Raw genomic sequence first — 21,762 nt, 5'->3', positions numbered from 1 at the left:
TCAGGTGCGCCGGCTGATGGCTTTCCTGGGGAAACATCAGTCATAAATGCGCGGGGCTGGAAATCGTTTCAACAAACGTTGTCGTTTGTCGGCGTTTCACACTTCGCCGCTACATAAAAACAAAGCCAGGGCATCACTCGAATGAGCGTAAGCAATCCAACCCTGATCACGTTCGTGATCTACATCGCAGCAATGGTGCTGATCGGCTTGATGGCCTATCGCTCCACCAACAACCTTTCTGACTACATTCTGGGCGGTCGCAGCCTGGGCAGTGTCGTGACAGCATTGTCCGCTGGCGCCTCCGACATGAGCGGCTGGTTGTTGATGGGCCTGCCGGGCGCCATCTACATGTCCGGTCTGTCCGAAAGCTGGATCGCCATCGGCCTGATCGTCGGTGCTTACCTGAACTGGCTGTTCGTCGCCGGCCGTCTGCGCGTGCAGACCGAGCACAACGGTGATGCGTTGACCCTGCCGGACTACTTCTCCAGCCGTTTCGAAGACAAAAGCGGCCTGCTGCGGATCATCTCGGCGGTTGTGATTCTGGTGTTCTTCACCATCTACTGCGCTTCCGGCATCGTGGCCGGCGCCCGTCTGTTCGAAAGCACCTTCGGCATGTCCTACGAGACGGCGCTGTGGGCCGGTGCTGCGGCGACGATTGCCTACACCTTTGTCGGTGGTTTCCTGGCCGTGAGCTGGACTGACACCGTACAAGCGACCCTGATGATCTTTGCCCTGTTGCTGACGCCGATCATCGTGCTGCTGGCCACCGGCGGCATCGACACCACGTTCCTGGCCATCGAAGCACAAGATCCAAGCAACTTCGACATGCTGAAAAACACCACCTTCATCGGCGTGATTTCGCTGATGGGCTGGGGCCTGGGCTATTTCGGCCAGCCGCACATCCTCGCGCGTTTCATGGCGGCGGATTCGGTCAAGTCGATCGCTAACGCTCGCCGTATCTCCATGACCTGGATGATCCTGTGCCTGGGCGGCACCGTGGCTGTGGGTTTCTTCGGTATTGCCTACTTCTCGGCAAACCCTGCCGTGGCAATGCCCGTGAGCGAAAACCACGAGCGTGTGTTTATCGAACTGGCCAAAATTCTCTTCAACCCATGGGTCGCCGGTGTACTGCTGTCGGCCATTCTGGCTGCGGTCATGAGCACCCTGAGCTGCCAGTTGCTGGTGTGCTCGAGCGCCCTGACCGAAGACTTCTACAAAACCTTCCTGCGTAAAACCGCTTCCCAGGTCGAGTTGGTCTGGGTGGGTCGCGCCATGGTGCTGCTGGTTGCCCTGATCGCTATCGCTCTGGCCGCCAACCCGAATAACCGTGTTCTGGGTCTGGTCAGCTACGCCTGGGCCGGTTTCGGCGCTGCTTTCGGGCCGGTTGTTCTGATCTCCGTGATCTGGAAAGACATGACCCGTAACGGCGCACTGGCAGGCATCCTGGTCGGCGCGATCACCGTGATCGTCTGGAAGCACTTTGAGCTGCTGGGTCTGTACGAAATCATCCCTGGTTTCATCTTCGCCAGCCTGGCGATCTACATCGTCAGCAAACTGGGCGAGCCTACTAAAGGCATGCTTCAGCGCTTCGCCGCTGCCGAGGCAGATTTCCGTCTGAACAAGTGATGGGGATGAGCTGATGCTCTAACCTTTCGCCGAACATGAAAACGGCCCGCTTCCTTTTGGAGGCGGGCCGTTTTTTTGTTTGCGGGGAAAGGTTTGGTGTTTTTGATGGCCTCTTCGCGGGCAAGCCTCGCTCCTACGGATTTGTGTGTTCTGTAGGAGCGAGGCTTGCCCGCGAAGGGGCCATCAGCTGTAACACACTACTTTTGCGGGGAATGTCTGTAGCCAAACATCCCGATTTTTGAAGGAAGATTCCCTAAAAAAGTAGGGCAAATCTGATTTTCCTGTCCCTCCATCAATGCCCATTGTCGCTCATGCAGAATCGCCCGCCTTCATTCTGCAGAGACACATCGGATGTTCGCTCCTGCCAATCAACCGCGTTTCACGTTGACGATCGACGGCGTCCAGAATGAGCTCAAGGTACTTGAGTTCACGGGCAAGGAAGCCATCAGCCAGCCCTACCGTTTTGACCTGGAACTGGTCAGCGAACGGCCGGACATCGAACTCGAAAGCCTGCTGCATCGTCAGGCGTTTCTGAGTTTTGATGCACAAGGTTCCGGCATTCATGGTCAGATTTTTCGGGTCGGCCAAAGCGATTCCGGACAACGCCTGACGGGTTACCAAATCAGTCTCGTACCGCGACTGGCGTACCTCGGCCAGCGCATCAATCAGCGGATCTTCCAGCACAAAAGCGTGCCGACGATCGTCGCGCAAATCCTCAAGGACCACGGCATCCAGCGCGACGCCTTCGAGTTTCGGCTCGGCAGCGATTACCCAGCGCGCGAGTACTGTGTGCAATACGCCGAAAACGATCTGGCGTTCATCCAGCGGCTGTGTGCCGAGATCGGGATTCACTACCACTTTCAGCACAGCCTCGACGGGCACCTGCTGGTGTTTGGTGATGACCAGACGGTTTTCCCTCGTCTGCCCGAGCCGACGCTATACCTGCCGGGCAGCGGAATGGCGGCGGATGCGCCGGCCATCAAGCGTTTCAACGTGCGGCTGGAAACCCGGACGACAGCGGTAACCCGTCGCGATTACGACTTCCGCAAACCGCGCCTGCAACTTGAAAGCCGCCTCGACAGCGAACAGCGACCGGTGCTGGAGGATTATCACTTTCCTGGCCAATTCACGGATCGCGAACACGGTAAACATCTGGCTCAACGAGCACTCGAACGCCACAACGCCGACTTCCGTCAGGCCGAAGGTCGTGGCGACGAATCTGCGTTGGTCTGCGGGCACTTCCTACAGCTCGCCGAACACCCGCGCCAGGCGTGGAATGACCTGTGGTTGATCACCGACATTGAGCACCGAGGTCGCCAGCCGCAAGTGCTGGAAGAGTCGGTCACCAGCGACAGCCCGGATGATTTCCAGGGTTATCGCAATACCTTTCTGGCAATACCGTGGGACGTTTCGTTTCGTCCGTCGCTCGGGCCGGAAAAACCACGCATGCTCGGCTATCAACCTGCCGTGGTCACCGGCCCGACCGACAGCGAAATCCATTGCGACGAGTTCGGTCGGGTCAAGGTTCAGCTCGCCTGGGACCGTGACGGTCAACTCAATGAACATTCCAGTTGCTGGCTGCGCGTTGCCACCGGCTGGGCGCACGACCGTTACGGCAGCGTGCTGATCCCGCGAGTCGGCATGGAAGTGCTGGTCGGGTTCATCGACGCCGATGCGGATAAACCACTGGTGATGGGTTGCCTGCCAAACGCGGCGACACCGGTGCCGCTCGACCTGCCCGCCGACAAGACCCGCAGCATTTTCCGCAGCCAAAGCAGTCCCGGTGGAGGCGGTTACAACGAATTGCGCATCGAGGATCGCAAAGGCGCCGAGGAAATCTACCTGCGCGCCCAGCGAAACTGGACCCAGCACGTGTTGAACGATCAACAGGTGCAGGTCGATAACCAGCGCAGCATCGTCGTCACCGGTACCGCTCGCCATGAGCTGAAGGCCGACGAGCAACGCATCACCCACGGTCAACGCCAGACTGAAGTGAAGCTGGACGATCACTTGGTAGTGATCGGCGACCGACACATTCGTGTGACCAGCCAGGCGCTGAATGCCAGTCAGCAATTCCACGTCAGCGCCGGTCAGCAAGTGGTGATCGATGGCGGTGCCAGTGCGACGATTCAGGCGGGCGGGCAGTGGATCAACATTGGGCCGGGCGGGATTTTCAGCAGCGTGCCGATTCAGGTCGGTGGTGCGTTGATGCCGGCCATGGCTGCTGCGCCGTCCATACCGGATACGCTGCTGAATCTCGTCGCCGCTCCGGCGGCACTGCTGAGTGCCGCACAGATTCTGAGCCTGAAAAGTGATGCGCCGTTCTGTGAGGAATGCGAGCGTTGCAAAGGTGGTGTCTGTGCAGCCTGATCGTTTGTCGCCCCATGACTGGCTCAATCGCCAACCGCTGAAACCATCGGAACAATTGTTCGCCATCTTCAGCAATACGAGCGCCGCTGAACCGTTCAAAGCTTGGCAGCGTTCGAGCACGGCTCAAGCACCCAGTCCGATTTGGGCCGACACCGCTTACGCCGAGTGGGAACCGGTGATGCCCTATGTCGGAATCGTCGCCGCTGGCAGTGAGTTTCTGGAGTGGGTCGCCAACACCGAATCACGCGATTGGGGTTGGCTGGCGGTTTCTTCGGCCTCTCAAGAAGTGCTGGTCGAGCATTTTCGCAGCCTTACCCAGGTCCTTTTGCCTAGCGGCAACGCGGTGTTTTTCCGCTTCTGGGACGGGCGTTATTTGCTGCCCATTCTTCGGTCTGCCGAAGTTAATACCACGCAGTTAATGCCTGTGATCGACCGCTGTTTGATCAATGGTCAGCCGCTCGACATGGGTGGCGGCGCGTTGAAAACCGCAAGGGTTTTTCCGTGGTGGGACGTTTCTGAATCGCTGCTTAAACACCTCGCTACGGAGTCCGCAACAACCCGTATCAACAACTTGCTGAAGTGGTTGGGCGAGGACCGCCCTGATCTTTATGAGGCGTTTTCGATAAGCGTATTGCGGCACAAGGTCGCGATCTTTCTTGAGACGCCGGATCTGCCTCAAGCACCCAAAACAGCCTTGGTGGAATACCTGATGGCGGAGCTGAACTGATGGATCAGATTGTGCGTATCGAGCAGGAGCTCGACGGCTTTAAAGACACCCTAAGTGTGTATCGCCAACAACTCGGCGGCTTCCTAAGCAGGAATGCGGACAAGGTCAGTCGGGCTACGGACATGCCCTCGCTGATGGGCATGGAGCGGAAGATCAAGCTGGGCAATACCAGCAAGTCTGTAAGCAGTGGTGATGAAGATTTTTTCTCCAGTGTTGCGCAATGCCCGAGGAGCGGGATTCTTGAGATCGAGAGCAAGTTCGAGTCGGTCTACGACATTCCGTTGGGAAATATTCAGGTCGATGTGATTGCCATTGATGATGGTGAAAAAAAATCGGTCACGCTCGATGAACATGGCAAAGGAAAGTTCAAGGGCACGCCCGGAAAGTTCTATCGCGTGCATGTCCAGAGTGAAGTCACCCCGGATCAAATCAATGATCTTTTTTCCTCTTACGACGGCCTGACGAACGAGCTGGAAGGCTGGCTGCGCAAAGAGTGGGAAGGGTTTAAACCGCAGTGGTCGCAGCAGTCGGCGTCAGCTTCGTTGGCGGCGGTGGGCAATGGAATGCTCGCAGGAGGTTGGGCAGCAATTCAGGGGGTTTGGGATGGTATCGGTGAAATTACCGACATCCTGAAAGACCCCAACGCCTTTGCCAAGACGCTTGGTGAAAGCGCTGGCGAACTTGCCAGGCTCGCAGAAAGCGCTCCAGACCTGATGGAAAAAGCCATGTTGCTGGCCAGCGACGAGGCAGCGCTGTGTTTGCTGATGCGCACCGCGACGCTGTGGCTCGAAGCGTTGCCACCTTCGCAGCTGGCCGGGTCCTCGGCGGAAGCCATTTCCAAGGTCGTGGTTGGCTTGGTCATCGACTTGTTGATTGGCCTGGTGCTGAGCGTGGTCGGGGTTGGTATTGCCTGGCTCACGGTGCGCTTGATGAAGTACAGCGCGCAGATTTATGAGGCAGCAATGGGCTTCGTGAAGTCGATGGTCACGATCATCAACAACTTCATGGGGTACGTCGATCGCTACAAAACAGTCGCTGCGCGCGGCGTCGCGGCCGGTCTGAAACAAGGTCGGATGCAATTGCGCTGGAATGGCCGCAAGAACACCACGCTGAAAAAAGACGAACACCACGACGACGTCCCGGATCAAGCGAAAAACCCCAACGGCGACAGCGCCGACTCCGCCGACAAAACCGCCACCAACAAATGCCCGGTGTCGATGGTCACCGGCGAAGAACTGCTGACCCTCACCGACGGTGCGCTGGACGGCATCCTGCCGTTCGACTTCACCCGGCTCTATCGCACCAGCGCCGCCGAGATCGACTGCGGTCTCGGTTTCGGCTGGAGTCACAGCCTCGCGCATCGACTGGAAATCGACGGCGACCACGTCAACTGGATCGACCACGAAAACCGCCGCACCACCTTCCCGCTGCCGAACCGCGAACGCCCGGCGATCCACAACAGCCTCTCGCGCGCGTCGATTTATCTGGGCGATCAACCCGAAGAACTGATCCTCGCTCAGGCGGGTGACGACACGCGGTTCTATCACTTTCAAAACGGCCGACTGACAACCATCAGCGACGCTTACGACAACCGACTGCGTATCACCCGTGACCGCCAGGACCGGATCAAACGCCTCGACAACGCCGCCGGTCGCGCCTTGCTTTTGCGCTATGACCGCAGCCATTTGGTCGCCGTCGACTACCAGGTTTTTGTTCCGGCCCAAACCCTCGATGAGGCTTGGCACACCGAGCAAACACTGGTCAGTTACCACTACGACGAACGCTCGCAACTGATCGAAGCCTCCAACGCGGCCGGTGAAAGCGAGCGCTACGACTACGACGATCAGCACGTCATTCTCCAGCGGCAATTGGCCGGTGGGGCAAGTTTCTTCTGGGCGTGGGAAAGGTCCGGCAAGGCTGCCCGATGCATCCGCCACTGGGCGTCGTTTTCGCAGATGGACGCGCGGTATGTCTGGGATGACCAGGGTAGTGTCACCGTTCAGAACATCGACGGCAGCGAAGAGGTTTACGTCCACGACGATCGAGCGCGACTGGTGCGCAAGGTCGAACTGGATGGTGGCGAACACCTCAAGGCCTACGACGACCAGGGGCGGCTGATTGCCGAGCAGGATCCGCTGGGCGCCGTCACTGAATACCACTATGACCAAGTCGGACGGCTGGTTGCGCTGATTCCGCCGGAAGACGAACCGACGGCCTACGAGTACCGCAACGGTTTCCTGCACGCGCGGTATCGCGGCAAAGCGGTCTGGAAGTATCAGCGCAATGCTCAGGGGGACGTGACCGAAGCGACCGATCCCGACGGCCATGTCACCCACTACCACTACGACGAAAAAGGCCAGTTGCTGTCGATCCGTTACCCGGACAACAGCCGGCATGTCTTCGTCTGGAGCACCTTGGGGCAACTGCTCGAAGAGACCTTGCCGGACGGTGGCCAGCGGCGGTTTTCCTACGATGCATTGGGGCGGCAGATTACCCGTCAGGACGAACATGGCGCCGTCACCCAGTACCAATGGGATGCCGTCGGCCGACTGATCCAGACCACGCTTCCTGCCGGCGCCAGCCGCGCCTTCAGCTACAACGCCTACGGCAAGATCACCGCCAAACGCGATGAACTGGGCCGCGTCACGCGTTACGAATACGTCGACGATCTGCACCTTGTCAGCCGCCGGGTCAATCCCGACGGCACCCAGCTGAAGTATCGCTACGACAACGCCCAACTGTTACTCACGGAAATCGAAAACGAATCAGGCGAAAAGTATCAGCTGGACTACACGGCCAACGGCCTGATCCGACAGGAAAGCGGATTCGACGGCCAACGCACGGCGTACAGCTACGACCTCAACGGCCATCTGTTGGAGAAAACCGAGTTCGGCGATGACGGCTCACAGCTGGTTACCGCTTATGAACGAGACTCAGCAGGGCGGTTGCTAGTCAAAACCCTGCCCGACGGCATCAAGGTCGAATACCGATACGACAGTCTCGGTCGCCTGATCAGCGTCGATGACGGCCACGACCATCCGCTGGAATTCGAGTACGACCAGCAGGACCGCCCGATCACCGAACATCAGGGCTGGGGCACCTTGCGCTATGGCTACGACGCCTGCGGTCAGCTGAATCGCCTGCGCCTGCCGGACGGCAGCAAACTCGATTACCACCACGCCAAGGGCGGTGCGCTGACGGCCATCGACCTCAACGGCGCGCGACTCACGACCCACCAATTCGCCTTCGGCCGCGAACAGCAACGCCAGCAGGGACAACTGCTCAGCGAATATGCCTACGACGATCAGGGCCGATTGAAGGCCCACGCCGTCAGTCAACAGCACCAAACGCTGTATCGCCGCGACTATGCCTACAGCGCCAACGGCAATCTCGACAGCATCGCCGACACCCGTCACGGCCAACGCAATTACCAATACGACCCGCTTAACCGCCTGACCCGCGTCCGCCACACCCGCGACGACCCACCGGAAAGCTTCGCCCACGACCCGGCGGGCAACCTGCTGATGCAAGACCGCCCCGGCGCCGCGAAGGTGCTGGGTAATCGCCTGCTGATGCAAGGTGATCGCCATTACGACTACGACGCCTTCGGCAACCTCATCCGCGAACGCCGCGGCACCGCGCAAAAACTCGTCACCGAATACCGCTACGACTGCCAGCACCGCTTGGTCGGCGTCACGACCCCGGACGGTCGTTGCTCAAATTATCGCTACGACGCCTTCGGCCGCCGCATCAGCAAAACCGTCGACGGCAACACCACCGAGTTCTTCTGGCAAGGCGACAACCTCATCGCCGAAAGCAGTCGCGAGCACTACCGCAGCTACATCTACGAACCGGGCAGCTTCCGCCCACTGGCCATGCTCGACGGCAAAGGCCCGCGCAAGGCTTGCCCGTTTTACTACCAGCTCGACCACCTCGGCACGCCACAGGAACTGACGGATTTTGGTGGCGAGATTGTCTGGTCGGCGAAGTACAACGCCTACGGCAAAGTCACTCGCCTTGCATTCGGTGGGGGAGAGCAGCTCGAGCAACCGTTACGGTTTCAGGGGCAGTACTTCGACGCCGAGAGCGGTCTGCACTACAACCGGCATCGGTACTATGATCCGGAGGTTGGACGGTACCTGACGCCGGACCCGATCAAGTTGGCGGGCGGGCTGAACCAGTATCAGTACACGCCGAATCCGACGGGGTGGGTTGATCCGTTGGGGTTGAGCGGAAATTGCCCGCCGCCGAATAAGCCTGGGTGTCAGGCGCCGGATGATACGACTGGCGTTAAGGTTGATGAGGGTGAGCCTGAGTTACCGAAGCCTAAGTTAAGTGCTCAGGAGCTTGCCGAGAAAGAAGTTAGACGGTTGGATAAAAGCCACGGCATGCATATGGTGGGGAAACATAGTCCAGCGGTACCAGATGCCAAATGGAAGCAGCGAGCTATTGATGGTACGGATCCGATAACTGGTAGAAAACCCTGGCACCAACGGGGTAATCCAAGCTCCAGATTTAGCAGTTGGGAGTTGATGCTCGAGGCTTACACTCTTGCAACAACGAGGACTGAGCGAGGGCTATCTCGATTTACGGGGACGGACGGGGAGGATAATAACATCGTTAGAATGAGGCTTCCGGGTGCCGGGGAGGGATATGTGCCAAACACTAGGTCAAAGGAAAATCCAAGGCTTATTAAATTGCACGGCTTTGAAATGAAGTTTAGTGATGCTGGCATTCCATTTACGTTATATCCGATTAAGTGATGAAGATTATGTTTATTGATCCTGATACTCAGCAGCCATATATACCGACACCTTCATATTTTTTGGGTTGTTTCGATATTTATGATCGTGAGCATACTCTTGGAGAGGAGCTGGAAAAATTCGATCCGAATGATCCAGCGGACAGAGAAGAGTTAATACTCAAGTATTGCTTGGTTAGAAATCGCACATATCGACACCGTTTTTTACTTTATAAATGCTTAGAAGAGGCGCTTCAGGACAAAAGCTACGATTTCCAGTCGTTGCTGAAATATGACCCAGAGGCATATTCCTCATTCCCCTGTGGGTGGGATGAAATGGAAAATACAAGAGTTTTTTTTGAAGATATTTATCGATTGGCAACTATCGAATGGAAAGAAGATCTTCAAAAAGCCAGTCTTGAAGATCAATCCACTTGGTAGAGGACGTCTCAGTGCGGAAGCGAAATTTCCGGGCAGGGTTATCGGAAATTTCCTTTAACTCGTAGCGGTATGCATGAGCTGGTGTAAAGGGTAAATATGTCTGTCCCCTTTTTGGAGCTTTTATCGTTTATAAGATTAGTGCTTAGGCGAGGCTCTGGTTCGCCGAGTGAATATTTCATCTTAACGGGGTACGTAAATGAATAGCGATGTGTTTTCGCATCTTTATCAGTTCTTGGGGGCCTATTTTAACGAGGATTGGATGTGTGGATTTGAATCGGCTGATGATGTTGTTAGATCGTACTTATTGGACTCTAGTAAGGAGGCGATTGCAGGTGCTAGGGAAGAGATAAATATGCTGCTGATGCAGTCAGTGGGTGAGGAGCAGTTGCGAGATTTTTTGTTAAAGGATATGGGAGCTTGTTATTGCTATTGGCATGAGTGGCCCTCAGGAGAATCGTGGTTAAAGCACGTTGTTGTTCTCCTTGATGGTGAGCGACAAGGGGGTAAATAAGTCCACCCCATTTTTGTCATGCGATAAAGTAGTGAGGTCGGCGAATGACTAAGATATATGAAGCCGTATTGCTAGCAGTAGGTTCGGTGGTTGAGGGCGAGGTCTTGTTGCTCGTTTAAGGTTTGGAAATTAAATGCTTCACAAACTACTGCCCATCAAAAATTGAAGTGGGTGAAACCTATGAAGTTGAGTTCGATTTGGTGCTTCCCGACAACGAAGTTGTTATTGCTGCGGCAGAGGAGCCAATCACTACAATGGTAGAAATGAAAGACAGCGGATTTTCATGCGCGCTTTATGGGTATTTGGATGGGAGCGTGTTTCGATCTTTTGTTGATTTTTCGGATCAGGAAATTCACTACGACCATCCTCATCTGAACGGCCGATTTGTAAAAATTCAGGTAGATCGAATAGACGTGTCTTTCTGACGGAAAATTCAAAATTTCCCGGCGGGCGTCGGAAGTTTCCTTCAGTTCGTAGGATTAAATAAATCTGTTCCGTTGTTTTGGGGGGTTACAGTTACGGAGATGAAGCGCTTGAAAGAAAAGGCGATTAATTTGATCAGTAAATTTCTGAGGTGCGGTATTTTTAGTAGATATAAAAAGGATGGTGTGGCACGAATTACGGATACACATGGAGCGGAAAATTCGAGTTCTGCTGTTCAGCCGCAACCCACTGGGCGTGAATTTCATGGTGAAAGCAAAAAGTGGAGAGCCGTTAAGAGTTCTCGGTTTTTAAGTCATAGAGCACAATTGAATGCATATAACGAAGCGATGACAAGGGTAACCAGAAAAATGTCTCGTTTTACTGGAGAGGATAGAAAAGGAAATTTGTTAGTAAGAATGGAGGCTGAAAATGTAGGTCAGGGATATGAGCCTAATCCTTTAGATCCAGCCAACCCGCGTTTCATTCCTCAGATGAATGCCTTTGAGATGAAATTCGACTTTGAAACGTTGCAGCCTATAGCGTTTTATCCGATAGAGAAAATTTAATGCTGATGCATCCTTTTCTTGATATTCCATATGATCCACGTTTAGAGCACTTTCTCGGCGGGTTCGATATATATGACCGAGAAGAAAGTCTTGGTGTTGAATTGTCGGCGTACGATCCTGACTGTGCTACTGATAGAGAGTTTTTAATATCTCAGTTTGTTGCCAAGCGTTTCGCTGGCTTGAGTTATCGACACAAATTTGTTTTGTTTTTCGTATTGGGGGAGGCTCTTGACGGTGACTCAAGTGTTTTTTCTGAAGTTTTTGAACATGATCCGATGTCGCATTCCTTGCTTCCTCCTGGGTGGGATGAAATGAAAGATCCGAGGGCGTTTTTTGAAGATGTGTACGTTAAATTATCGGAAGAATGGGTTGATGATCTGTATAAAGCGAGTCAGGAGGATTTTTCAACTTGGTGAGGGTTGATACTTCCTCGCGAGGTAAGTTCAGTGTCTGGTTATAATATTTTGATGGGGTTTGCAAATGACAACTGAAGGATTTCTATGACTATTTTTGGTGAGGAGGGGGCGTCATGCCGAGCATCAAATAAATCTGTCCCACTTCGATCCATTCGGGTCTTGTTTACTTGTTTGAAAGAGCTATGAGTGGACGCTTTCCGAGTTGCACGATTTTTTTGGTGCGTACTTTCATCAAGATTGGTTGGTTGAACACGAGACTGCGGAGTAGGTGCTCGACTCCTTTTTAACCGAGTCTCACGTCGACGATTTAAAGGTGGTCCAAAAGGAACTCAATGGTATGCGTCCGGGCATCACATCTTGCGTGATTAAACCGGCTGCCACTTATGCGGAAGCAACTGCTCGATTTCACTCGCCCGCTGCGTCGGCAGGCGCGTGAGAACATCCTTTAGATAGGCATACGGATCATGACCATTCAGCCGCGCAGACTGGATCAAGCTCATGATCGCCGCCGCCCGTTTTCCGCTGCGTAGCGACCCGGCGAAGAGCCAGTTCTTGCGCCCAAGAGCCCATGGCCGGATCTGGTTCTCCGCCCAATTATTATCAATGGGTACGGTCCCGTCATTGAGGTAGCGCGACAGCGCTGCCCAGCGTTTAAGGCTGTAATCGAGTGCTCTGCTGATGGCCGACCCTTCGGGCACAAGATCACGCTGGGCGATCATCCAGGCATGCAGGATATCCATCACCGGCACGGCTTTTTCTTGCCGTATTCGGCACCGTAAATCCGGCTCCAGGTCACGCACTTCGCTCTCGATCTCGTACAGCAACTGGATGTAACGCAGGGCCTGCTCGGCGAGCTGGCTCTTGTTTGTAGCGTGCAGTTCGAAGAACTTGCGCCGGGCATGGGCCATGCAGCCGATCTCGGTTACGCCGAGTTCGAAGCTGGCCTTGTAACCGCCAAAATCGTCGCAGACCAACTTACCTTTCCAGCCTTGCAGGAAGTTGCGAGCATGCTCACCGGCGCGGCTGGGGCTGAAGTCGTAGACGACAGCGGCTGTTTCGCAGAACTGGCTGGTGGCGTAAGCCCAAACATAAGAACGGTGGGTTTTTTTCGAGCCCGGAGCGAGCATCTGCACGGGTGTTTCATCCGCGTGCACAACCTGCTGCCCGATCACTACGTCACGCAGGGCATCGACCAGTGGCTGCAACTGCACGCCAGTAACGCCAACCCATTGAGCCAAGGTTGAACGTGGAATCGCCAAGCCGGCACGACCAAAAATCGACTCCTGACGGTAAAGCGGAAGATGGTCAGCGAACTTCGCGATCATGACATGGGCCAACAACCCGGCGGTTGGGATGCCTTTGTCGATGACCTGCGCCGGTATCGGTGCCTGGATTAGCGTTTCGCAGTTATCGCAAACCCACTTGCCACGAACATGGCGTTCAACGGTAAACACGCCCGGTGTGTAGTCCAGTTTTTCGCTGATATCTTCACCGATACGCTTGAGCGCGCAGCCGCATGGGCAGTGGGTGTTGTCCGGCTCGTGATGGATCAAGGTGCGTGGAAACTCTGCCGGCAAGGCCGTGCGCTTGGGCTTTTGCTTTTTCTCGGTCGCCACTGGGGCTATTTGCAAGGCCTGAAGCTCGGCCTCAATCGCCGCGATATCGGTATCGATCAGGTCATCAAGCAGGCTCGCCTGCTCAGGATTCATCTGCTCGCTGCGCTTGGCAAACTTCAAACGCTTGAGCTGCGCAATCTCGTGGGTCAGCTTCTCGATTACCGTTTGATCGCGGTTGATCTTCTTACCCATTGTTTCGACCGTCTTACCCATGGTCTCGACCTGCGACAGCAACTGCGCAGCGAATGCACGCAGTTGGTCGGGAGTCATTTGATCGAGATTGGGCGAGGAAGTCATGCCGTGGATTTTACCAAAGCAGGCCACTTGCGACAGCAAGCCGAGGCACTAATTACGGTTTTTAAAGCAGCGTGATTGCACCGCCAGCGCCAACACGTTGCCAAGGTAGGCCGAGCACCAAGGCCTGAAGTTGTTCGGTATCCAACTGCATTTCGCTGCCTTGTCGAATGCCTGGCCAGTGAAACTTGCCTTGGTTCAAGCGACGTGCAGCCAGCCAAACGCCAATCCCATCGTGTACCAGCACTTTCATCCGAGTCGCGCGGCGATTGGCAAACAGATAAGCACAGTGCGGCTTCGCCGCACCGAAGACCGCAATCACCCTGGCCAGCGCAGTTTCAGTGCCGGCACGCATGTCCATGGGCTCGGTGGCGAGCCAGATGGCGTCGATGCGGATCATCGCAACAGGTCTCGAAGGAAAGCGGCGCAGGCAGCAGCACTATCGGTTGGCCAGTTCACTTTGACGGTGCCGCGTGGGTGCAGAATCTCAACGCTGATATTCGATGAAGATACGTGCGCCGTTGTTTGCATAGGCAATGGGATGAATGCAGGTTGAAGCGTCGTGCTTTTCTGCGCTTGCACTCGAATCCATTTGTGGACGAGGTTTGCGTTGAGGCGATGGCTGAGGGCGATGCTGGCAATCGAAGCGCCGGGCTGGGCACACTCTTGAATGACCTGGGCCTTGAAGGATTTGGAATAGGAACGGCGTGTTGGCTGCATGAAATACCCGCTTAAAAGGCTAGAACTGGTGCCCACTTAAATTTAAGTGCACACCATGTCCTGGCGTTGCGGGGTTGGGTAGATGACTTGGCCGGACGCATACACTCAATGCACTGCTCAATCAGGAAAAAGATGAGTTGGTACTGAGAGAGTGTCTATTGAAAGAGTTGAGTTGTTACTACTGCTACTGGAATGCATCGGAGTCAGGTGAGGCTTGGTTGCGCCACATTGCGAGCAGGTTGACCAAACAGCTTGGTCAATCTTGATCGATTGGTGGTCAGCGAAATTTCTGGGCAAGGTCGTCGGAAGTTTCCTTCAATCCGCGGCGGTTTCCATGAACTGGTGTGAAATGTTCTCCATCGATAGTCTCTGGTGGTCACTGAAAATTCAGTGGCGGGGTGTAGGAACCCTTCAATACTAGAGAGGACGCTTTGGCGTCGACACCTGAATTGCGGCCATCAACGTGCGTCCGTAAGATCAGTTGCGGCGGCTGTGCGCGGGCACGCTTCGGTGTGGTCGAGTTCTCTGGTCTCGATATCCCTACCCCGCGTATAGCTGCCACCCAAGCCTGTAGGAAGGCCGATGGTAGCGCCCATTACTACCAGAGGTTTCATTATGAAAAGTCTTCACCCCGATCCACCCTATGAAAAACCAATCCCCCATCCCGAAAACCGTTTCATGGCGTTGACCAGCAACTGCAACGACATGCCCACCCTGTTCGTTGATACCCGCGCACCGCTCGATGTCTTGGCCGACGCGGCCAGCTTCCGAATCCGCGCTGTCACTCAAGTGATGGAGAACCTGTCCATGCGTGGTTCGGTTGAGTGTCAGTCCTTCATTCTCAGCGACTTTGCCTTGCTCTGCGCCATTCCATTGCGGGATGGGTGTGATGTGCTGGACGTGATTGGCCGGCGTTTGCGAGCGCGGTCTTCGGAGTAGCACCGCAGAAAGATCGTTCCCACGCTCCGCGCTCATCGTTCTACACAACTCTCGATGAGCGCACGCTGGGCGTCTAATGCGATAACAAACTCACGTATTCGTTGCATCCCTATCCACATGGCCTTGGGGCCGGGAGGTCCGTCATTTTTACGCCCCAAGTAGCCTCCCAGGCTCGTGACCAGTAAAACCATTTCTCCTAAAGAAGGGGGCGCAGTGGGCGGTTGGCACCGTTTGACCACGATATAGGCTGCTTTCCACTCCGAAGCCTCAAACACCATCTCGCAGCTTAGATCGGGACAAGCACGTCCCAGCATCAGGCTGTACAGCACACGCCAGGTCGTGATCAGGTACAAACCAATGCAGGGCAACAACCGTTCCTCGGTCTCCAGCTGCAATCGACTGACCTGACAACCATTCTTCAGCACATTGAAAAACACTTCGATAGACCAGCGTACCCCGTACCACTCAACCACGGTGCTCGCCTGCTCCAGGCTAGTGACCGGCAGACTGGTCAGCAGCAGCCACTCCAGAGGTTCAACACCGTCTATGGCGTTTTCTTCACGGGCCAACACAGCATTGATCGAGACGCTGGGCAATTTATAACCCGGCCTGTCGGGGGCACGCAGGGTCACGGTTGCCGCGCGCAAGGTGACATCAGCCAGTCGGGCGGGGCGCTGGGGACGAGCTTTGACTTCAACCTTGAGTGTTCCCAAGGACGGTGCCTGATCCAGTGCCGACCACAACTTCCCGTTGTCAGCCCCCAGCAAGCGCCTGTCTTGAGCCGCCCGCACGATCCATTGGGCCCGGGTGTCTGGACTGAACTCTTGATGATCAACAAACCATTCGTACAGATCGCCCTCAGCATCGGCGAGGTTGACCACCAGGGTCTGCGGTAGCTGCCCCTGAATCGCGCAACTGGTTTGATAACTGTCAATCCAGCGCTGACTCTCTTTCTCATCAATCCCTTTATCTCGGCGCTCATGGCGGGGGCTCGGTTTATCGCGGCTCCACCACTGAGCATCGACGACGCCCAGACAAATACGTTCGGGGGTAAAGGCAATGGTTGGGTGCAGACGTCGAGAAAACTTCTTCTGCGCCTTGATCGTGCCCATCCCTTTGGGACCGAGATTGACCCATTTGTCCATCTCGGTCGTGTCTTGCGCCAACAGCACCACGGGACTGCTTTGCATCCGTTGCAGGGTCGCGTCCTGATGGGGCCGCAACACCTTCTGGAACGTGACTTTCTCATTATCAAGAAATCGATAGGCCGCCGTGGTTTCTGCCAGCCCTCGACAAGCGGTCGGGATGCTGTTGCCGGGATGATCGGCTAGGCGTCCTAAAAAGCTGGCGAGCCTGGCATTTAAACGGCCATCACCCAAGTCGGCGGTTTTCATTTCGTCCTGTGCCCAATTCAATCTTCGTTCTCCATTTCTTCGAGTTTCAAAAATACTTGAAAACAGAGTTATGTAGAACGATGAGCGCTCCGCGTGGGAATGCAGCCCGTGACGCTCTGCGTCACTTCGGTGTCAGGCGCGAAATCGGCGGTGCTGCTGGAACGCGGAGCGTCCCTTGAGGCATTCCCACGCGGAGCATGGGAACGATCACCGCGTAGAGTGCCCGCTCGGCTGCGTCACTTCGGTGTCAGGCGCGAAATCGGTGGTGCGGCTGGAACGCGGAGCGTCCCTTGAGGCATTCCCACGCAGAGCGTGGGAACGATCACCGTGTAGAGTGCCCGCTCGGCTGCGAGGTCCTGACGTTCGCCGCTGTACAAGGTAAACTTCCCGCCCTTCGCAGGAGCAATCATGAATTATCGTCACGCCTTCCATGCCGGCAATCACGCCGATGTGTTCAAACACCTGACTTTGACCCGCATCATCGCTTTGATGTCGCGCAAGGAGCAGCCGTTTGCCTATCTCGACACTCACGCCGGCATTGGTCTGTATGACCTGCAGGGTGATCAGGCGAGCCGTACCGGTGAGTACCTGGAAGGCATTGCGCGTTTGTGGGATCAGCCGGATCTGCCGGCGTTGACCGCCGATTATATGAAGGTGCTGCACGACATGAATCCGGATGGCCAGTTGCGCTATTACCCGGGGTCGCCGGAGTTGGCGCGACGTCTGACGCGGCCGCAGGATCGGGTGATGCTCAACGAGAAGCACCCGGAAGACGGTGTGTTGCTCAAGGACAACATGGCCGGCGACCGTCGAGTGAAGGTTCATTTGGGCGAAGGCTGGCATGTGCCGCGTGCGATGTTGCCGGTGCAGGAGAAGCGGGCGGTGATGTTGATTGATCCGCCGTTCGAGCAGCTGGATGAGATGCAGCGCTGTGCGGCGTCGCTGAAAGAGGCGATTGGCCGGATGCGGCAAACCGTGGCGGCGATCTGGTACCCGGTGAAGGACCAACGCATGTTGCGTCGTTTTTATCAGGATCTGGCAGGTAGTGGCGCGCCGAAGTTGTTGCGGGTGGAGTTGCTGGTGCATCCGCTGGATACGCCGAACAGTTTGAACGGGTCCGGGTTGGCGATTGCGAATCCGCCGTGGGGGCTGGAAGAGGAGTTGCGTGAGTTGCTGCCGTGGTTGTCCAAGAAGTTGGGACAGACACAGGGTGGGTGGCAGATGGATTGGTTGATCGCTGAGAGTTGACCGATCGTTCCCACGCTCTGCGTGGGAATGCCTCAATGGACGCTCTGCGTCCGCTTCGGCAGGGACGCGGAGCGTCCCGGGCTGCATTCCCACGCAGAGCGTGGGAACGATCAGCGCCCGAAAGTCAGATCGGGCAGGTAACGCCTGTACCGCCAATCCCGCAATACCCTTCAGGGTTTTTCGCCAGGTATTGCTGGTGATAGGTCTCGGCGAAGAAGAATGTCGGCGCTTCTTCGATTTCGGTAGTGATGGTGCCTTTCCCAGCCTTGGTCAACTCAGCCTGGAACACTTTCTCGCTGGCCTTGGCGGCTTCCAACTGAGTTGGATTGGTGGCATAGATCACCGAGCGGTACTGCGTGCCGATGTCATTGCCCTGACGCATGCCCTGAGTTGGGTTGTGCAATTCCCAGAACATCTTCAGCAGCTCTTCATAGCTGACTTTTGCCGGCTCGTAGACCACCAGCACCACTTCGCTGTGACCGGTCAGGCCCGAGCAGACTTCTTCATACGTCGGGTTCGGCGTAAAGCCGCCGGCGTAACCCACCGCCGTACTGACCACGCCTTCACGCTGCCAGAACTTGCGTTCCGCGCCCCAGAAGCAGCCGAGGCCGAAGATTGCGAAATCCACGTCGGTGACGAACGGGCCCAGCAGCGGCGCGTCGTGGACGAAGTGTTTTTCCGGCACAGTCATTGGGGTTTCGCGGCCAGGCAGAGCTTGTTCTTTAGTAGGGAGCACGTTTTTGTTCACCAGAATTTCCGAGCGCAGAACCATGATCAGTCCTCTCAGTCAGGTTGGGTGGTCAGTAAAAAGTCAGACACACAGTTTGCCCGAGTGTTACGCCGCTGTCAGGCGATCGGGCCACGCGGATAGCGCTTGAGCTTTTCGATCAGCTCTACGCCGGGGATCGGTCGGTCGAACAGGTAACCCTGGCCAACGTCGCAGCGGTGACGGCGCAGGAAAGCCAACTGCTCGGCGGTTTCGATTCCTTCAGCCACGACCTTGATTTTCAGGTTGTGGGCCATGGCGATCACCGCGGAGGTGATTTCCATGTCGTCCTGATTGTCCGGGATTTCGTGAATGAAGCTTCGATCAATCTTAATGATGTCGATCGGGAATTTTTTCAAGTAACTGAGCGACGAGTAACCGGTGCCGAAGTCATCCATGGCCAGGGTCAGGCCCAGACGCTTGAGTTGATCGAGCTGCAAGTGGGTGTCTTCGGTGGCTTCCAGCAGCAGGCCTTCGGTGAGTTCGAGTTCCAGCAGGTTTGCCGGCAGCGCTTCCTCTTTGAGGATATTGGCGATGGACGACACCAGGTCCGGATCGGAGAACTGCTTGGGCGACAGGTTGATTGCCACCTGAAGATTGCCCAGACCAGCGGCGGTCAGGTCTTTGCTCATGCGGCAGGCCTGGCGGGCGATCCATTTTCCGATGGGAATGATCAGCCCGGTTTCTTCGGCGACGCTGATGAACTGGTCCGGGCGGATCATGCCTTTTTCCGGATGGTTCCAGCGCAGCAAGGCTTCCATCCCGAGCAGGCGACCGCTGCGCAGGCAGAGCTTGGGCTGATAGAAAACGTCCAGCTCGTTCTGGGTCAGGGCGCGGCGCAGGTTGTTCTCGACGAACAGCTTGTAACTGGCCTCGGCATTCAGCGCTTCGGTGAACACCTGAACCTGGTGTTTGCCGTTGGCCTTGGCCTTGTGCAGCGCCAGGCCGGCGTTGCGCATCAGGGTTTGCGGGTCGCGGCCGTGCAACGGCGCGCAGGCCAGGCCCACTGAGCCGGTGACGCTGATCAGCTGGTTGTCGACGAACATCGGCTTGTCGAGGGTCGCCAGCAATTGATTGGCGATCTGTTGCCCCGCACGCAGGTCGGTGTTGTCCAGCAGTACGGCGAATTCGTTACTGGCGAACCGCGCCAGGCTGCCGCTCGGGCTCAGGCTGTTGCGCAGGCGCCGGGCCAGGCTGATCAACAGTTTGTCGCCGGTCTGGTGGCCGAGGCTGTCGTTGATCCGCTTGAAGTTGTCGATGTCGACCAGCAGCAGGCTGATCGGGATATCGCTGTCTCGGGCGAAGCGTTCATCGAGGTTGCGGATAAACGCCGGACGGTTGCCGAGGTTGGTCAGGTTGTCGGTGTAAGCCAGACGCTCGATGCGTTGCTGAGCGAGCTTGGTCTGGGTGATGTCTTCGTAGATGCCGATGTAATGGGTCAGTTCACGGTTGTCGCCGTAGACCTTGGAAATCGACAACTGGCCCCAGTAGGGTTCGAGGTTTTTGCGGCGACTTTTGAACTCGCCTTGCCAGCTGTTGCTCTTGGCCAGCGCCGAGTGCGCGTCGAACAACAGTTCGCTGAGGTTTTCCAGTGCCGGCAGTTCCGACAGCCGCTGGCCGTGGACTTCTTCGGTGGTGTACTGGGTGATCGCCGTGAAGCTCGGGTTGACGTATTCCACCACGCCATCGCAATTGACCAGCAAAAAGGCGTTGGCGCTTTGCTCTACCGCACGCTGGAACAGGTGCAGGGCGCTGGTGGCGGTGCGGCGGTTATGGTTGTTGATGACCTGAGCGAACTGATCCGCCAGTTCGCCGGCGAAAGCAATTTCGTCCGATTGCCAGGCGCGGGTCGTACCGGTCTGCTCCAGGCAGAGTACGCCGACCACTTGGCCGTCGACGCGGATGCTGGCGTCGAGCATCGCGTTCACATCGCGCGGGCGCAGGCTTTCGGCCATTTCCCGGGTGCGCGGGTCGCGCATGGCGTTGTGAGCGTCGATGGCGCGGCCGGTGTGCAAGGCTTCCAGGTAATCAGGGTATTGACTGACGTCGATCGGCTCCGGCAGAAGGTATTTCTGGCTGACGCGGTGATAGGCCGAAATCGGCACTAGCCGTGAACCTTCGAGGTTCCACAGGCTGGCGCAGTCGATTTGGTAAATGTCGCAGGCACTGCGAGTGATCAGCTCGGCGGCCTCTTGCAGGGAGTTGTTGCTGCTGTAGCGCTGGCGGGTCAGCAGCAGGATCAAGTCTTGCTGGGCGCGCACCCGGTCCAGGTGCAGGAGCTGTTCCTGCTGGGCGCGTTGATTGAGTTCCAGGGCGATTTGCAGGCGAGAGTTCTGGGTTTCGAGGTCCAGCGCCGGCTGCAGTTGCTCGCCCTCGAGCAGGCCGTCGACCACCAGCAGGTAGCCGCGCAGCAGGTGTCGATTGTGTTGTTTGTAGGCTTCGCCCAATTCCAGCAGGTTCAAGGAGCCTGCGGCGGTGTGCAAGGTGTAGCGGATCTGGTAATTCGGACTTTCGGTGAGCTGCTGCTGGACCGCGTCATGCAGCTGATAGCGCGCTTCAGGTTCCATCAGGCTGGCGTAAGGTGAGTCGACCAGCGCACAGAGGTCCACCGCCGGCAGGCCGAACTGTCGTTCGCAATTGGGATCGAGAAACAGCAGTGCCCAGCTTGGTTCATTCAGCCGTTCGAAACGCAGCATGCCGAGCCGCGAGGGCACAGGCAACTGCGTCACTACCTCGGCCACCATACGGCTGGCGGCATCGGGTTGGCTTTTCATTGAGGGGAACTCACTTCGAATGTGCTGATCGCGCCGGGCTCTCGCCCTCTTTACCGTTGTCTGCGGCAAGGTTGCATCATTGCGACACTGACTGACAAGAGACATGAAGGCCAAGTGCTATAAGAATATGTCGGCAGGAGGACGAATTTCTCCAGCAGACGGCTAAAAGTATTGCTTCAAGCCGAAAAGA

Annotated in this window: 17 protein-coding genes; 11 read left to right on the top strand and 6 right to left on the bottom strand. The window is 56.4% G+C overall.

Translation table 11 applies throughout. The features are described from left to right. Positions 1-141 precede the first annotated feature (141 nt). The 9 genes from putP (at position 142) to ACYZT5_RS22215 (ending at position 11,821) form a co-directional block, all read left to right on the top strand. Positions 142-1,626: a sodium/proline symporter PutP gene (putP, locus tag ACYZT5_RS22255; protein ID WP_462047431.1), complete on the top strand. Its 1,485-nt coding sequence runs from the start codon at positions 142-144 to the stop codon at positions 1,624-1,626. 351 nt (positions 1,627-1,977) lie between these two features. Beyond that, a complete protein-coding gene (locus ACYZT5_RS22250) occupies positions 1,978-3,996 on the top strand; it encodes a type VI secretion system Vgr family protein (RefSeq protein WP_462047430.1) in 2,019 nt (672 codons plus the stop codon). Further along, complete coding sequence (locus ACYZT5_RS22245; protein ID WP_462047429.1) at positions 3,986-4,723, top strand: DUF4123 domain-containing protein; 738 nt, start codon at positions 3,986-3,988, stop codon at positions 4,721-4,723. Before ACYZT5_RS22250 ends, ACYZT5_RS22245 begins: the two co-directional genes overlap by 11 nt. Then, entirely contained in the window at positions 4,723-9,486 is a 4,764-nt protein-coding gene (locus tag ACYZT5_RS22240; RefSeq protein WP_462047428.1) for an RHS repeat-associated core domain-containing protein, read from the top strand. Before ACYZT5_RS22245 ends, ACYZT5_RS22240 begins: the two co-directional genes overlap by 1 nt. A gap of 8 nt (positions 9,487-9,494) precedes the next feature. Further along, complete coding sequence (locus tag ACYZT5_RS22235) at positions 9,495-9,905, top strand: hypothetical protein (RefSeq protein WP_367372349.1); 411 nt, start codon at positions 9,495-9,497, stop codon at positions 9,903-9,905. Between the two features lie 196 nt (positions 9,906-10,101). Then, a complete protein-coding gene (locus ACYZT5_RS22230; RefSeq protein ID WP_462047427.1) occupies positions 10,102-10,416 on the top strand; it encodes a contact-dependent growth inhibition system immunity protein in 315 nt (104 codons plus the stop codon). Between the two features lie 167 nt (positions 10,417-10,583). Continuing rightward, positions 10,584-10,841 carry a hypothetical protein gene (locus tag ACYZT5_RS22225; protein ID WP_462047426.1) on the top strand — a complete coding sequence of 86 codons (258 nt, stop codon included), beginning with the start codon at positions 10,584-10,586 and terminating at the stop codon, positions 10,839-10,841. Between the two features lie 108 nt (positions 10,842-10,949). Next, a complete protein-coding gene (locus ACYZT5_RS22220) occupies positions 10,950-11,405 on the top strand; it encodes a hypothetical protein (protein ID WP_462047425.1) in 456 nt (151 codons plus the stop codon). After that, positions 11,405-11,821, top strand: a complete 417-nt coding sequence (locus ACYZT5_RS22215) for a hypothetical protein (protein WP_462047424.1) — start codon at positions 11,405-11,407, stop codon at positions 11,819-11,821. The genes ACYZT5_RS22220 and ACYZT5_RS22215 overlap by 1 nt, the downstream gene beginning before the upstream one ends. Before the next feature lie 365 nt (positions 11,822-12,186). Here ACYZT5_RS22215 and tnpC read toward each other — a convergent pair whose 3' ends face one another. The 3 genes from tnpC to tnpA all read right to left on the bottom strand — a co-directional run bounded on the left by tnpC (position 12,187) and on the right by tnpA (position 14,451). Continuing rightward, the gene (gene tnpC, locus ACYZT5_RS22210; RefSeq protein WP_462047423.1) at positions 12,187-13,734 is read right to left on the bottom strand and encodes an IS66 family transposase; all 1,548 of its coding nucleotides are present in this window, start codon (positions 13,732-13,734) and stop codon (positions 12,187-12,189) included. 61 nt (positions 13,735-13,795) lie between these two features. Further along, the gene (tnpB, locus tag ACYZT5_RS22205; protein ID WP_237142353.1) at positions 13,796-14,131 is read right to left on the bottom strand and encodes an IS66 family insertion sequence element accessory protein TnpB; all 336 of its coding nucleotides are present in this window, start codon (positions 14,129-14,131) and stop codon (positions 13,796-13,798) included. Further along, positions 14,128-14,451, bottom strand: coding sequence for an IS66-like element accessory protein TnpA (gene tnpA, locus ACYZT5_RS22200; RefSeq protein WP_462047422.1), 324 nt, complete (start codon positions 14,449-14,451; stop codon positions 14,128-14,130). The genes tnpB and tnpA overlap by 4 nt, the downstream gene beginning before the upstream one ends. A 615-nt stretch (positions 14,452-15,066) precedes the next feature. Between tnpA and ACYZT5_RS22195 the strand changes: the two genes are divergently transcribed. Continuing rightward, positions 15,067-15,390, top strand: coding sequence for a hypothetical protein (locus tag ACYZT5_RS22195; RefSeq protein WP_462047421.1), 324 nt, complete (start codon positions 15,067-15,069; stop codon positions 15,388-15,390). A 32-nt stretch (positions 15,391-15,422) separates the two neighbouring features. On the opposite strand, the gene ACYZT5_RS22190 is transcribed toward ACYZT5_RS22195, so the two are convergent. Beyond that, positions 15,423-16,784 carry an IS4 family transposase gene (locus tag ACYZT5_RS22190; RefSeq protein WP_462047420.1) on the bottom strand — a complete coding sequence of 454 codons (1,362 nt, stop codon included), beginning with the start codon at positions 16,782-16,784 and terminating at the stop codon, positions 15,423-15,425. A 408-nt stretch (positions 16,785-17,192) separates the two neighbouring features. Here ACYZT5_RS22190 and ACYZT5_RS22185 point away from each other — a divergent pair, with 408 nt between their 5' ends. Next, the gene (locus ACYZT5_RS22185; RefSeq protein ID WP_462047419.1) at positions 17,193-18,032 is read left to right on the top strand and encodes a 23S rRNA (adenine(2030)-N(6))-methyltransferase RlmJ; all 840 of its coding nucleotides are present in this window, start codon (positions 17,193-17,195) and stop codon (positions 18,030-18,032) included. Between the two features lie 124 nt (positions 18,033-18,156). Here ACYZT5_RS22185 and msrA read toward each other — a convergent pair whose 3' ends face one another. Further along, a complete protein-coding gene (msrA, locus tag ACYZT5_RS22180; RefSeq protein WP_462047418.1) occupies positions 18,157-18,804 on the bottom strand; it encodes a peptide-methionine (S)-S-oxide reductase MsrA in 648 nt (215 codons plus the stop codon). Between the two features lie 74 nt (positions 18,805-18,878). After that, the gene (locus ACYZT5_RS22175; protein ID WP_462047417.1) at positions 18,879-21,572 is read right to left on the bottom strand and encodes a putative bifunctional diguanylate cyclase/phosphodiesterase; all 2,694 of its coding nucleotides are present in this window, start codon (positions 21,570-21,572) and stop codon (positions 18,879-18,881) included. Between the last annotated feature and the right edge of the window lie 190 nt (positions 21,573-21,762).

This window comes from Pseudomonas sp. LB3P14, from assembly GCF_054898045.1.
This window is presented reverse-complemented; position numbering and strand designations above follow the sequence as displayed.

Coding starts and splice junctions, on each gene's coding strand:
- putP (WP_462047431.1), top strand. CDS start 142: ATGAGCGTAAGCAATCCAACCCTGATCACGTTCGTGATCTACATCGCA.
- ACYZT5_RS22250 (WP_462047430.1), top strand. CDS start 1,978: ATGTTCGCTCCTGCCAATCAACCGCGTTTCACGTTGACGATCGACGGC.
- ACYZT5_RS22240 (WP_462047428.1), top strand. CDS start 4,723: ATGGATCAGATTGTGCGTATCGAGCAGGAGCTCGACGGCTTTAAAGAC.
- ACYZT5_RS22235 (WP_367372349.1), top strand. CDS start 9,495: ATGTTTATTGATCCTGATACTCAGCAGCCATATATACCGACACCTTCA.
- ACYZT5_RS22230 (WP_462047427.1), top strand. CDS start 10,102: ATGAATAGCGATGTGTTTTCGCATCTTTATCAGTTCTTGGGGGCCTAT.
- ACYZT5_RS22215 (WP_462047424.1), top strand. CDS start 11,405: ATGCTGATGCATCCTTTTCTTGATATTCCATATGATCCACGTTTAGAG.
- tnpC (WP_462047423.1), bottom strand. CDS start 13,734: ATGACTTCCTCGCCCAATCTCGATCAAATGACTCCCGACCAACTGCGT.
- tnpB (WP_237142353.1), bottom strand. CDS start 14,131: ATGATCCGCATCGACGCCATCTGGCTCGCCACCGAGCCCATGGACATG.
- tnpA (WP_462047422.1), bottom strand. CDS start 14,451: ATGCAGCCAACACGCCGTTCCTATTCCAAATCCTTCAAGGCCCAGGTC.
- ACYZT5_RS22195 (WP_462047421.1), top strand. CDS start 15,067: ATGAAAAGTCTTCACCCCGATCCACCCTATGAAAAACCAATCCCCCAT.
- ACYZT5_RS22190 (WP_462047420.1), bottom strand. CDS start 16,784: ATGAAAACCGCCGACTTGGGTGATGGCCGTTTAAATGCCAGGCTCGCC.
- ACYZT5_RS22185 (WP_462047419.1), top strand. CDS start 17,193: ATGAATTATCGTCACGCCTTCCATGCCGGCAATCACGCCGATGTGTTC.
- msrA (WP_462047418.1), bottom strand. CDS start 18,804: ATGGTTCTGCGCTCGGAAATTCTGGTGAACAAAAACGTGCTCCCTACT.
- ACYZT5_RS22175 (WP_462047417.1), bottom strand. CDS start 21,572: ATGAAAAGCCAACCCGATGCCGCCAGCCGTATGGTGGCCGAGGTAGTG.